The sequence below is a fragment of the Cupriavidus gilardii genome (genome assembly GCF_013314895.1).
Classification (GTDB): Bacteria; Pseudomonadota; Gammaproteobacteria; order Burkholderiales; family Burkholderiaceae; genus Cupriavidus; species Cupriavidus gilardii_C.
The window spans coordinates 1-13600 of record NZ_JABTYE010000048.1; the positions used below are offsets into that span (position 1 = coordinate 1).

At 68.4% G+C, this 13600-nt stretch carries 8 protein-coding genes; 2 read left to right on the plus strand and 6 right to left on the minus strand.

The genetic code is table 11. The features are described 5' to 3' along the window. Nucleotides 1–1997, plus strand: a 1997-nt coding sequence (locus HTY53_RS24390) for a TonB-dependent receptor (protein WP_174109168.1), incomplete at its 5' end; no start/stop codon positions are given. 100 nt (nt 1998–2097) lie between these two features. Here HTY53_RS24390 and HTY53_RS24395 read toward each other — a convergent pair. Beyond that, a complete protein-coding gene (locus tag HTY53_RS24395) occupies nt 2098–4650 on the minus strand; it encodes a hypothetical protein (protein ID WP_174109169.1) in 2553 nt (850 codons plus the stop codon). Between the two features lie 272 nt (nt 4651–4922). Here HTY53_RS24395 and HTY53_RS24400 point away from each other — a divergent pair, with 272 nt between their 5' ends. Next, nucleotides 4923–6521 carry an ABC transporter substrate-binding protein gene (locus tag HTY53_RS24400; RefSeq protein WP_174109170.1) on the plus strand — a complete coding sequence of 533 codons (1599 nt, stop codon included), beginning with the start codon at nt 4923–4925 and terminating at the stop codon, nt 6519–6521. On the opposite strand, the gene HTY53_RS24405 is transcribed toward HTY53_RS24400, so the two are convergent. The 5 genes from HTY53_RS24405 to HTY53_RS24420 form a co-directional block, all read right to left on the minus strand. Next, complete coding sequence (locus HTY53_RS24405; protein WP_174109171.1) at nt 6511–7110, minus strand: GNAT family N-acetyltransferase; 600 nt, start codon at nt 7108–7110, stop codon at nt 6511–6513. The two genes, HTY53_RS24400 and HTY53_RS24405, sit on opposite strands and share 11 nt — an antisense overlap. 5 nt (nt 7111–7115) lie before the next feature. After that, nucleotides 7116–8066, minus strand: coding sequence for an MBL fold metallo-hydrolase (locus HTY53_RS24410; protein ID WP_238509842.1), 951 nt, complete (start codon nt 8064–8066; stop codon nt 7116–7118). Continuing rightward, nucleotides 8063–8338 (minus strand): DUF1289 domain-containing protein, encoded by a 276-nt coding sequence (locus HTY53_RS24870; RefSeq protein WP_238509839.1) that lies wholly within the window; start codon nt 8336–8338, stop codon nt 8063–8065. The genes HTY53_RS24410 and HTY53_RS24870 overlap by 4 nt, the downstream gene beginning before the upstream one ends. Before the next feature lie 115 nt (nt 8339–8453). Next, a complete protein-coding gene (locus tag HTY53_RS24415; protein WP_174109173.1) occupies nt 8454–11096 on the minus strand; it encodes a hypothetical protein in 2643 nt (880 codons plus the stop codon). A 155-nt stretch (nt 11097–11251) separates the two neighbouring features. Further along, nucleotides 11252–13600 (minus strand): hypothetical protein (locus tag HTY53_RS24420; protein ID WP_217435744.1); only part of this gene is annotated, 2349 nt, incomplete at its 5' end.

The window sequence follows — 13600 nt, forward strand, 5'->3', positions numbered from 1 at the left end:
CCCTCGGCGAAGTGGTGGTCACCGCCAATCCGCTTGGCAGCGATCTGAACTCGCTGGTGCCCGCCGTCTCGACGCTGCAGGGCGACAACCTGGCCGTGCGCCAGAACAGCACGCTCGGCGAAACGCTGAACAGCCTGCCCGGCGTGTCGTCGACTTACTTCGGGCCAAATTCGAGCCGGCCGGTGATCCGCGGCCTCGATGGCGACCGCATCAAGGTGCTGCAGAACGGCGGCAGCAGCATCGACGCCGCCACCCTGTCTTACGACCACGCGGTGCCGCTCGATCCGCTGGTAGCCGAACGCATCGAGGTGGTGCGCGGCCCCGCGGCGCTGATGTACGGCGGCAATGCGATCGGCGGCGTGGTCAACGTGATCGACAACCGCATCCCGAAGGCGCCGATCGAGGGCGTGACCGGCGCCACCGACCTGAGCGCCACCATCGACGGCGACGCGGCCCGCAATGCCAGCGGACTGATCGAGGCCGGCAACGGCAGGTTCGCGATCCATGCCGACGCGTTCGCCCGCAAGACCAGCGACCTGCGCATCCCCGGCTATGCCCGCAGCGAGCGCCTGCGCAACAGTCAGCCGCTGGAGGAAGGCGAGACCGAAGTCCGCCGCCGCCTCCCCAACACCAACGCCGAGCAGCACGGCGGCGCGCTGGGCGGCTCCTATACCTGGGCCGACGGCTTCGTCGGCGCCAGCTACAGCGCCTACCGCAACGACTACGGCACCCCCGCCGAAGACGAGGTGCGGCTGAACATGAAGCAGGACCGCTTCGCGCTCGAAGGCGAGGCGCGCAACCTGTCCGGCACCACCAGCGGCTGGTTCGAGTCGGTCAAGGGCAAGTTCGGCTACACCGACTACGAGCACAAGGAAATCGAGGGCGGCGAGACCGGCACGGTGTTCAAGAACAAGGGCTGGGACGCGCGCATCGAGGCGCAGCACGGCAAGATCGGCCGCATGCGGGGCGTGATCGGCGCGCAGTTCGGCGCCACGCGCTTCTCCGCGCTGGGCGAGGAGGCCTTCGTGCCCAGCAGCGACACCGACAACGCCGCGCTGTTCGTGTTCGAGGAAATGCCGCTGGACGCGGCCGGCAACCTGAAGCTGAACCTGGGCGGCCGCATCGACCATACCAGCGTCAAGGCCACCGCCGGCGGCAACGAACGCTTTGCCGATGCCAACCGCAGCTTCAACGCGGGCAGCGCCTCGGCGGGCCTGCTTTACAAGCTGAACCCGGCCTGGTCGGTGACCACCAACGTCGCCTACACCGAGCGAGCGCCAACCTTCTACGAGCTGTACGCCAACGGCCCGCACGTGGCCACCGGCGCCTGGGAGCAGGGCGATCCGAACGCCAACAAGGAACGCGCGACCTCGGTCGACCTCGGCCTGCGCTTCAAGCAGGGCGACCACAGCGCCGGCGTGTCGGGCTTCTACAGCCGCTTCTCCAACTATCTGGCGCTGTCGGCGACGGGCAATGCGCGCAACGAGGAAGGCGAACTGGTGGCCCCCGGCAGCGCGGACGCCCTGCCCGAGCTGCGCTATCTCGGTGTCCCGGCGACGCTGTACGGCTTCGAGGCCGAAGGCAAGACCCGGCTGGCGCGCAAGCTGCTGACCGGCAGCGATACGCTGGACTTTGAGGCCCGCGCGGACTACGTGCGCGGCGAGAACCGCGAAACCGGCGAGCCCCTGCCGCGCCTGGCGCCGCTGCGGCTCGGCGGCGCGCTGGTCTATGGCGCCGGCGCCTTCGGCGCACGCGTCGACCTGACCTGGGCAGCGAAGCAGACCCGCGTGCCGGTCAACGACACGCCGACCGACGCCTACACGATGCTGGGTGTCGCGCTGACCTACAAGATCAAGAGCGGGCGCACGCAAACCCTGCTCTATCTGCGCGGTGACAACCTGACCAACGAGGAGGCGCGCAATTCCGCCTCGATCCTGCGCGACATCGCGCCGATGGCCGGCCGCAGCGTGCGGGTGGGCCTGCGCACGACGTTCTAGCGGCGCGCGCCGGGGCCGGCGGCCGGCGGCCCCCGGCGTTTGCGCCGCTCGGTCGCGGCATCGTTGCAGTCGCGGCCGGTACCGGCTGCCGCCTCACCGTTCAGATCCTCTCTAACAGGCGCATCATGTTCGCCGCCATCCCGTCCATCATGACGGCGAGCTGCGGCATCGCCAGGAATCGGACTTCGACTTGGTCCGCATCGGGCAAGCGCTGCAGCGCTTGCCGCCATTGCGCCTCCGCGGCCCTGAAGTCGTCGTCGTCTCGAGACGCCCAGTAGGGGGTCGCGGACCTGACATCGACAAACCAGTCCGTGGTCGCGCACAGCGGGGGAGCGAGATATTCCGGCGGCATCCGCAGGATCGCCTGCCATACTGGGCGCCTTGGCTGCCAGCCATACGCGCCATCCCGTTCCTGCAGCGCCATCATCGGCAGGACGGCCGCCACGCTGTTCCTGAACGTATCGGCCTCGGCCCACCCGCACAGCACGTCGACGCGGTACGCGGGGGGCAGGGATTCAGCGAGAGACAGTATCCATTCGGTACTCGCGTTCATGCTGTCGAGGGCCTGGAGCTGCGCGGACGGTCCTTGTCCGAGCTCCAGCAACACCGTCTTGCGGACTTCCATCGGCAAGCCCTTTACCGACGCGGTCAGAAAATCTCCAACATTCCGGAAAAGGCGCGCCTGGACACTGTCCGGCAGTTCGCGGGATGACTGCCAGCGCATCGCGATCGCCAGCTTGGCATACTCCAGCGCGAGCCTGGGTTGGGTGGCGAGGTCGATCTGGCCGGCCCACGTCGGCAGATCGGCGGCCAGCGTGAGCCAATCGGAACGAAGCATCTCGGGCCGTTCCCGCATGCCGTGCAGCACCTGCGCGAGCACGGCGCAGCCCTCGTCCATCAGTGGCCCGGCCGCTTTCAGGGCATCGAGGAAATCCTGCATCGTGGTGGAAGGCCGCAGCCCCGGCTCTACCTGAAGCAGCCCCGCGAGCAATGTCGCGCGGTCCAGCGGCGCAAGCGCAGGCAGACGCGGCACGACGATGCCGGCATGCAACTGGTGATTGACCCATGCCAGCAGATCACGCAGCGGCTGACCTCGCCAGACGGGCGGCAACCGGTCGATGCAGCCGAGCAGCCGATCGAGGGCTGTCGCACCTTGCTGCGGCGCCGGCGCCAGCCACTTGTTCGCCAGGATGGAACAGAGCGCCGCGCCCAGGCTGGCGGCGCCGTCGGCGCGGCGGCTCGTCCCCGGCTCTGGCGTGGCGTCCCCGGGGTCCTTCCGCATCAGTGCCGTTTCGATCGCCGCCACCGTCGTGTCCCACGCAGCCTTGCCTCGTGGCGCATGGTGCGCGCCCGGCGCGGTTTCGACGAAGCGCTCCAGGCAACGGCGACGCGCTTGCGTCATCCCTTCGGTGGCGCACCGCTCCAGCAGCTCATGCCACAGTGCTTCCCACTTCTGCCGGGGCAGCCAGAGGCCCCACGGAGCCAGCATCTCGGCGCGCTGGTCAATATCGAGACGCAAGTCCAGACCCAACTGCCACAGCGCATCGACACCCTGGGTGCGGAACGAGGCGGCGGCCCAGCCAGCCTTCAGGCATTGCGCCAGGCCGACGCCTACGCTCGCGGCCTCGGCCGCGGGCAGCTTCCGGGCTCGCTCGATGGCCTGTTGCCACGCCAGCTGCGGCGCCTCCAGCGCACTGAGCAGCCGCGGACCTTCGACGGTTCTGGCTTCCATCAGCGCCACCAGCGTCCACGCGGATATCGACGCCTGGCCGGCGGCGCAGGCCGCGGCAATACCGCCGCGCCAGAGCTCCAGGGGGGTGCCGGGACTGCGAAGGTGGTAGCCGACCGCGAGCTTCGTGGCATCGCGTTGCCCAGCGGCCGGCAACAAGGGCACCAGCGCAAGATGGCCGGCCAGATCGAACCGCACCCGCGGCGGCAATTTGACGTACAGCTTGCCGCCCCGCTGCGGTTCGCGTACCCGCAGCAGCGCAAAGGTCAACGCCGCCCGGCCGGCAGCGGGCAGTGCGTTCAAGCGCTGATCGAGCATCGCGAGACAATCTTCGACGTCGCCCGCCCCCAGGGCTGGATTCCTGACCAGCTGGGGCACCCGCGCCACGCTCGGCACGCAGCTCAGATCCGTCAACACGGACGCCCTCGCCGCCACGGGCAGCGCGTCGCACGCCTGCAGAATTCGCCGCCATGCGCGACGACGGTGCGGACGTGCCAGACATCTCGTGCGCCGCGCCAGCGCCTTCAATACGGACGCGCGGTCGTTGACGTCGGACATCGCATCGATGCGGCCCAACACCGCCGACAAGCCGGACAGCGTCGACACCTGCCACGCGCGCTCCAGCGTCGTCGCAGCCAGCTGGCCAAGCGCGTCGCGCACGGCGTGGCTGGCGCGCGCCAGGGCGATCCGGTCATGCAAGGACAAATAGCCGGCGATCTGCTTCATCGGGACGGCCAGCAGCGACCAGCGCAGGTCCGTCGCGGCGCCGGAGCGGGCCGCGACCAGCGAAACGCTGGAAGCCTGAGCGGGGGTAAGCAGCGTGCCGGCCGGCGCGGTCGCCGCGCCGGCCACGTGGTTGGCGCCGGGCAGGTTGGCCTGAGCGGGCATCGCCGCGGGGGTACGACCGAAATGATGGTCGGGCATGGTATTCCTCGACAGATGGGGTCAAGGCGCGGGGGTCGCGCCGGACGGGCATTCTTGCCGGTCGCGTTGTCCCGCTCTGTCGACAACCGCCGCCACGTTTCATCGCGGTGCAACAGGCCCCCGCAGGCACCCGCACGGGGCACATGGAAGCTGCGAAGGGCCTGGGGTGCGTACCGGCGGTGCAATACCGCGCCACGGGTCTATCCGTCTTGACACTGCAAGAGCGCGGTCCCGACAATGCGCCCACACCACATACCCGACGGGAGTGTCTGATGCCATTCGTTCGTCGTACCCTGCGCGCCGCGGTGCTGGCCACGAGCCTCGCCTTCGGCGCCGGCGCCTTGTCCCCCCTTCTCGCCCTGCCCGCGCATGCGGCCAGCCTGACCATCGGCATGTCCGGCGATATCACCTCGCTCGATCCGCACTACCACAACGTCACGCCCAACGCGAACGTCGCCGAGCACATGTTCGAGACGCTGATCGCCAAGGACGAGAAGATGCGCTTCAAGCCAGCACTGGCGCTGAGCTGGCGCGCGGTCGACGACACCACCTGGGAGGTCAAGCTGCGGCCGGGCGTCAGGTACCACGACGGCAGCGAATTCACCGCGCAGGACGTCGTCTTCTCGCTGGCCCGGCCGGCCACCGTCAAGAACAGCCCGTCGCCGTACACGATCTACACCAAGGGCTTCAAGGACGTGGTCGCGGTCGACAAGCTGACCGTGCGCATCACCACCCACGGTCCCTATCCGCTGGTGCCCAACGATCTGTCGACCATCTACATGGTCTCGAAGAAGGCGGCCGAGAACGCCTCCAGCGACGACTTCAACAGCGGCAAGGCGATGGTCGGCACCGGGCCGTACAAATTCGTCAGCTTCCGCAAGGGCGACCGCATCGAGCTGACCCGCAACGACGCCTATTGGGGCAACAAGCCGCAATGGGACACGGTGTCGCTGCGCATCCTGACCAACGATGCCCCGCGCGTGGCGGCGCTGCTGGCCGGCGACGTGCAGGTGATCGAGAACGTGCCGACCTCGGATATCCGCAAGCTGTCGTCCGATCCCGGCGTGTCGGTATTCAAGGTGCCGACCTTCCGCATGATGTACCTGCATATGGACAGCGACCGCGACACCTCGCCCTTCGTCACCGACAAGGCCGGCAAGCCGCTGCCGCGCAATCCGCTGAAGGATGCGCGCGTGCGCCAGGCGATGTCGAAGGCGATCTCGCGCCAGGCCATCGTCGACCGCGTGATGGAGGGCGCGGCCGAGCCGACCGGCCAGCTGGTCAACAGCTCGCTGTTCGGCCACGTGCCGGGCCTGAAACCGGACGCTCCGGATCCGGCCGCGGCCAAGCGGCTGCTGGCCGAGGCCGGCTATCCCGACGGTTTCCAGCTGACGCTGCATACGCCGAACAACCGCTATGTCAACGACGAGCAGGTGGCGCAGGCGATCGCGTCGATGCTGACGCGCATCGGCATCCAGACCCGCGTCGAGGCGATGCCGTCGGCGAGCTTCTTCACGCGCGCCAACAAGCTGGAGTTCTCGCTGATGCTGGCGGGCTGGGGCGCCGACACCGGCGAGGCCGGCTCGTCGCTCAAGTCGCTGCTGGCGACCTACGATCCCGCCAAGGGCTGGGGCGCCTCGAATCGCGGCCGCTACAGCAATCCGGCGCTGGACGCCAAGCTCAGCGCCGCGCTGACCACCATCGACGACCGCGCACGCGAGAAGCTGCTGCAGGAGGCCACCGAGATCGGCATCAAGGACTACGGCGTGATTCCGCTGTACTACCAGATCAATGTGTGGGCGGCAAAGAAGGGCCTGACCGTGATTCCGCGGCAGGACGAACGCACCTACGCGTTCAGCATCACCCGCTGAGAGCTGGGGCCGAGGGCGGGGCCGAAGTCTGGTCCGAAGGCATCACCGACTCCGGCACCAGCGAATAGATCGCTGCGCGGCACGGTATGCCGCGCAGCACCAGCCGGTTGCGCGCGATGCATTCGAGCAGCGCGCCGGTCTTCTCGGCGACGCGCCGGCTGGCCAGATTCTGCTCGGCCGCCACGATCTCGATGCGGGTCAGATGCAGCCGATGAAAGCCGAAGCAGGCCATCATCCAGGCGGCTCGGGTGGCAAGCCCCTGCCCCTGGCGGCTCTTGCGGACCCAGTAGCCGAGATTGGCCATGCGGTTCTCGGTGGAGATCTGGTTCAGCGCAACGCCGCCGAACAGCACGCGGCCGTCCTGCGAATAGATGCCGATGTCGTAGGACAGCCCTGCCGCGACATTGTCCGCGCAGGTATCGATCCACAGCTGCGCGTCGCGCACGCTGTAGCGCAGGTGGGCCCACGGCATCCATGGTGCGAGGCTCGCCATCGATTCCTGCACCGCGGCGGCAAACTGCTCCGCGTCGGCCTGGCGAAACGGGCGCAGCGAAAAGCCGTCGCCTCGCAGGATCGGCACGGTCCTCATCGCGCTCAATCCGAATTGCACACGAGCTCGCCGTCCACGGTCGCCGCGCCCGCCTTGACCAGGCCGGCCATGACCTGCTCCAGCACGTCGGGCAGCGGCGCGCCATCGAGATAGCGCAGCCGCACGCGTTCGAGCAGCGGTGCCTGTGTCATCCACTGCAGCAGCGCGTCCCGCGTCATTTGCCGCTGCTCCAGCAGCTTGAACTTCACCAGCACCTTCAGCGCATGCGCGGCGTTGCGGCGCGGATCGGCACGCAGATAGTCGAGCCGGCCGCTGGCGCGCTCCAGCGCTGGCCCGACATCGGTAAACGGGCTGCCATGACCCGGAATCACCAGCCGCACATCGAGCTCGGCGATCCGTTGCAGCACGGCGTGCTGTTCGGCGAAGCCACTGTCGCCGTCGAGCTCGGGAAAGATCACGCCGAAGCCGTGCTGCCACAGTGCATCGCCCGAAATCAGGATGCGCTCGTCCGGCGCGTACAGCATCACTGCATGCGGGTCGTGTCCGGGCGCGGCGATCACCTGCCAGTCCAGGCCGCCCATCCGCATCGAGTGGCCGTCCTCGAGCAGCGCATCGAAGGCGAAGCGATCGCACTGCTGGCCGGTGGCGCGGTAGCTCAGCGCATCGACGTCCCACTGCGCCACCGCGCGGGCTTCTGCCGCGGGAATCCAGGTGCGAGGCTGCCAACGCCGCTGCAGCAGCGCATTGCCACCGCAGTGGTCCGAATGCAGATGGGTATTAATCAGCCGCCCGAGCGGCTTGCCGTCGAGCGCGGCGTCGACCAGCGCCAGCGTCTGTTCGGCGTGAGTGACATAGCCGGTGTCGACCAGCGCGGTATCGTCGCCGTCGATCAGCAGCACATTGTTGGCCGACAGCCAGCCGCGCTCGAACACGCGGATGCCGGCGGGCAACATGTCGGCCGATGCGCTCGCGTGGGTTGCGGTGGAGATTGTCATGGCCGGCCCCCTCCCACCGCATCGTCGACCGTGCCGCCGGCCGTCCCGCACGCGGCGGCACGTTGAGGCAACGTCTGCCAGATGGCGCGCTTGTCGTCCTCGCTGCGGCCGGCCCAGCCTGCAATCTCGTCGATGGTCCGGAAACACCCCTCGCAATAGCCATGCTGGCCCATGCGGCAGATGTCGCGGCACGGCGATGCCACCGCTTTGGCGTGTTGGGCAGCAAGCGCGCGGCGGCGCAGATCGGCGATCAGTTTGGGGTCGGTTGACATGGGGACGAACGGACTGGCTGCTGGGCTGATCGACGCAGTGTAGCGCCATTGGCGTGACGGCACAGTCCGGCCGACCCCGGACGGCAGTTCACGACCAGCACGCGGTCAACGCCGATCAGCGCCAGTCCAGTACCGGACGATCCTCGACGGGCATGGCGTCGACCAACGCAAGGTATTCCCGGCGGGCCTTTTTCCACGCGGGGCGACTTCCGGCGTCGGCGGGCGTCCGCGCGAACCAGCCAGCCACCTTGTCCAGCGGCCGGGCACGGTGACGAGCGGGCAATGCCGCGATTGCCTGCCACAGCGTCTGGCGGCAGTCGTCGAAGCCGCGCCAATCCACCGGCCGGGCGCCCTTGAGTCCTGACTCCATCTCGATCAGCATCGGCAACAAGTGGCCTTGTTGCTGCGGCGACAACGCTGGCAGCAACGCCATCGCGCACCGTACCGTGGTCAGATGGAAGTGCCGCTCGAAGGCCGGATGGTAGGGCTGACGCACGACGCACATGTTGGCGATCATATTGAGCAGGCTTTGAAAGGGCAGCCTCGCGACGTGCTTCCATACCGCATCGACGAATGCCGGGATCGCGTCGGCGCCCCAGTCCGGTTTGCGACCCCTTGCCGCGCCGTCGTGCAGGTTCAACAACGCGTCGGCGATGCCGGTCAGCGCCTGCACCGTGCTGCCGTCCAGGTCGGCCGTCGTGCCTTGCTGTTGCGCCAGTACCGAGGTCAAGCCGACGACCCGCGCCCGCCACACATCGTCCAGGCGGACGCCGTGGCGACGGCACTGCGACACCACGGCGCCGAGCAGCGAGGCTTGCAGCGCGGCGCTTTGCAACGGCGGTTCCAGCGCCGCCAGTCCCACATTGATCCACAGTGCGGGCACTACGCGATGAGGCGAAAGCGCGACGATCCATTCCGCCTGCTGGGCCTTCGGCAGGCAAATCAGCGCGCTGTCCAGCGCATCGCTGTATTGCCCGTAGTCCTCCAGCGTGCGAGCGCGGTACCAAAGCGCCAGCGGCTTCAGCAGTCGGTGATGCACCGCCAGGTCCACGACAAGCTCGAACAACTCCATCGTATGCGGCCCGGTGTACAGGTACGCCGGCAAGTTTGCGAGCACTGCCGCCTGCTGCTGCGGCGGCAATGGCGCGAGCCGGGGCAGCAGCGTCGATTCCCACTGCATGGCCCCGGGCAGATGCCACAGGCATGTGGCGATCTGCCGGGCCTGCGCCTCGCCGATCTCGCCTTGCCCGTTCGATGGCGACCAGGCTTCCCACAGCGCATCCCAGGCAGCGGGACGCGCGTGCTCCGGCAACAGCGGGAACAACAGCGTCTCGATGTGACGGCGATCGTCGCCCGTCACGGCGGTCGCGTTTCCCAGCCACTTGCGTACCGCCAGGCCCGCCGCATCCTTGACGCCCTGATCCGGCAGCGCGGACAACGCTTGCAACAGTACCTTGACCAGAATGAGCGCCGGCTGCGTGGGCCACGCCGTCGCCGTCGCCAACAGGTGCTCCCATACCGCCATGCCAGTGCCGGACGCCCCTTCGCCGCCCCGCTCATCGTTCGGCCAGGCGTGCGTCAGCATGGCGGCCATCGATATCCCGGACAGGGCCGCGACAGCATGCGCGCTGGCGGTCGGATCCAGTTCTGCCAGCTGCAGCGCCTGCACGGCCATCGGGACGGCCTTTGCAGGCGGCAAACGGGAAGGCTCGGCGATCAGGCCGGCGAGGCCGGCAATGACGCGGCGCCGATCGACGGGGGGCACCACCCGCGCCGCCAGCACCCAGCACGAGTCCGGCACCAGCAGCGCGCGCACGCGCTCGGCGATCGACTGCATCGGGTTCTTGCACAGCGCGAGCGCCGCGTCGACGCGATCGGCGAGCGGCAGACGCTCCAGCGCCCGACAAAGCTTGTACGCCAGCTGCCGGACCTCGCGTATTTCCTCCCTGCTGAAACTGGACAGCTTGCCGGCCTGAGCGGCGAGCGTGCGCAGCGGCACCGCACTGCCGACGCCATCGGGAAATGCCCGTTCCACGGCATCGAGCAGGATGCACAGTGCCTCGCAGCGCTCGCTGCAAGGCAGGACCGAAACGCGGCCGGCGGCCAGCGTCATCGCCTTTGTACGCGCCGAGCGGTCCAGCGGATCGGCAAACGGTGCGTGGACCGTTTTCGCCAGCGCACGCGCGACTGCACGGCGCAGTCCGGCGAGCGTCGTCCACGATGCGGCCTCCGACAGGGGTACGCAGTCCGCCGTCGCCTTGGCCAGTCCGGAGCAAACCAGCCGCATCGCATGGCAGTCCTGTAGGCTCAGCTTCGAGGTAATCGTATGCAGCAAGGGAAGCGGCAACGCTTCCAGCCGGGAGAGCGCGCTGGCGTCGCGCCGATCGCGCTTCGCGGCCCATTCCCGCCATCGCTCCTGCTGTTGCATCGCGCGCGTCGACAAGGCGAGCACGCAGGACTCCATCGCGCGACAGTCGTGCCTGGACAGCTTCCACCGTGACCCGCCTTCCAGCCCGAACAGAGACCGGACGATGTGGAGCAGCCTGACGAACACGCTTCGCCGGCGATCGGCTGGATCGAGCCGGGTCGCGACAAAGGACTTGTCGTCCAGCCGATCGATCCGGACCCGCTCGCCGCCCCGAAAGCGAAAGACGCCAACGGTCTGCACGCGGCCCGACGACGAACGCCCAAGGCGGGACAGCGCGGCAATGCTGTCCGCGTGATCAGGGTCGTAGATGTACCTGGGAGGATGGAGCATGATCGATGGTCAAAGCGGGAGTCGGCACGGCGCACAGGCCTCGCCTTCCGTGCCAAGCCGGCATTGTTCCCACAGCGCGGCGCCGCTGCTTGTCAAAACGGCGGCCAACGCATGCGTTTGATCAACGGAACATCAATGCATCGGATGGTCGGCCGTCACGGCCTGGAAAACAGGGGCTTGTCCGCATCAGGCAGGCGGCCGCGCAATTTGTCCAGCTGCTCGAGCAACCCGGTCCATTGCGCCTGTCGGTGGTCCGCTTTGGCTCCCCATACCCACCCTCGCTTGAACCACGGGATCACCTTGTCCAACGGTCTTGCGAGTTGATCGTCCGCCAGCGCATGGATCGCCCTCCATACGATCTCCCTGTGCGGCCCGAGCGGACCCGCTGGGGGGCCCTGCCCAACGTCGAACGCGTGCCTGCCTACACTGGACGCGAGCCTGGCAAGCAACCGCGGCCGTTGCGCGGGCGACCGCTGCGCATGGTCGACGATGAATTGAACCGTCAACCAATACATGGGCTTGCGCTGTCTGGCGCCTTCGTCGCGCACCAACGCGTCAAGCACCGCATTGCGAAGCGGCTCCGGTGCGCTTCCGATCCGGTCCCATACGCCGCGAAACAAGGTTCCGGCCAAGGTTCCGGCCGCACTGCGGTCTGCCGACGTCGGCTCCCACGACGTCCCCCGTGTCGCCATGGCGTCGGCCAGAGAAGCGATCGCGGCGAGAAGGTCAGGCTCCCGACCGGCATCGGGTCTGTCGAGCAGCTCCACGACCCCATGGACATGCGCCGGCTGCATGGCGCCATACGCGCATTGGCGCGCGTACCAGCGCACCAGCTCGCGAGCCAGCGCTGCCCACTGAGGACGGGGAAGCTCGCCGCTGCTTGTCAGGTCACGAGCGGCCTCCGCCCAGATACCGGGCAGCGTCGGCAGACAGTCGGCGCGCAACAACATCTCGAGATGGCGCGCCTGTTCGGGGCGCGGCAGCGTCTTCAGCGCCGACAATGCGACCCCACTGACTTCATCGAACAGCGAGCGGTCGAGGCGGCACAGCGAAAGCAGCGGCCCTGGCTGTCCATGGACACGTGCAAGATCCAGGGCGACGACCCGCAGCGCGGTCGCGTCGTGCAAGCGTGCCTGGGTGCAGACCGCCTCGAGCAGGTGCGCCTGCTGCCGGGCGGACAATCCCTGCGCCGCAGTGGTCAGCTTGTCGGCAACAAGCGGCCCACACCACTTGTCGAGCTGGACTACCGCCGCCATCAACGCTGCGCCGACCTGCATGTCCGACGCCTCGGGACCATGGCGCCATTCGTCCCAAAGGCGGCACCACAACTCGACACGTATCGGCTCGGTGGCGAAGACGGGCCGGTGCATGGCCATCTGAAGCTCGATGCGCCGCAGCATGTCAGGTACGTGCTCGCTGCTTTTCACCCAGTGCCACAGCGATAGCCACCGGCGCCTGACAAGGGGCGGCGGAAAATCCCCGAGTCTGTCGATCAGCCGGAGCACCAACTCGGCTGCCGAGGCGGCATCGGCCTGCTTCGCCGCTTCGAACAACTCGTCCCAGACTTGCTCGACAGGCGGCATGTCCCTGCTCAGGCCGGCGGCATCGATCTTCCGCTCCGCGCGTCGCGAGTGCCTCGCCAAGGCAGCAAGCCCCGCCCCCTTGACGGGATGACGGTCGTCCAGATCCAGCGCCGCACCTACCATCGCGAGCCATTGGCTATCGATCTCCTCCATTACGCCATTGCGCTCGCCGGTCTTGCTCCGGATCGCCATCGCGGCGGCAATCAGCGTCGGCACCAGCGCTTGCTGCCGGGCCGGGTCCAGATGCGCGATGGCGTCCGGCCAGGCGGATGGATCGGGCACCAGCTTGCACCATGCGCGGCGTGCGACCGCCGGCACACTGGCTGGATGCTGCATCAGCGGAAGCCAGATTCCAAGCCGCTCATCCGGCGTGGCCGACTGCGGCAGAGCCGTTGCCAGCCTGTCGATCAGCACACAAAGCCGATCGGTCAGCGCGGCCCCGACCTGGCGCAGCCCTTCCTTGTCACGCAGCACGCCGGTCAAGGCGATCAGCGGCATGCTGGCCCACTTGCGCAGGGTGCGCGCCGCGCTCAGCGCCTCGAGCATGTCGCCGAAGCCGGTGACGCGCTGACCGGGCGGCAGGCATGCGACGCGCGTCGCCAACGCGGCCAGCAGTTCGGCGTATTCCCGGTGGCTCAGCTTGCCGGCCTCGTGCCATCGCGCGGCGTCCGACAGCGCAGTCCGCAGCGCCGAACGCGTATGAACGCCTTGCGCACGCACCAACAGATGCGCCGGCAAGCGCTCGCCTTCGGTCACGCGATACGCCTCCCGGCAGATCGACATGGCCCGCAGCCGGTCAGGCGGCTCAAGGAATGGCAGAACTTGCGTGAGCGTCCGGACCAGCGGCAGTGGCGGGGATTCGGCCGTCGATGCGGCGGATGCAGCTGGTGCCGTGGAGGGCGTTGGCGAGGGGGCCGAGGG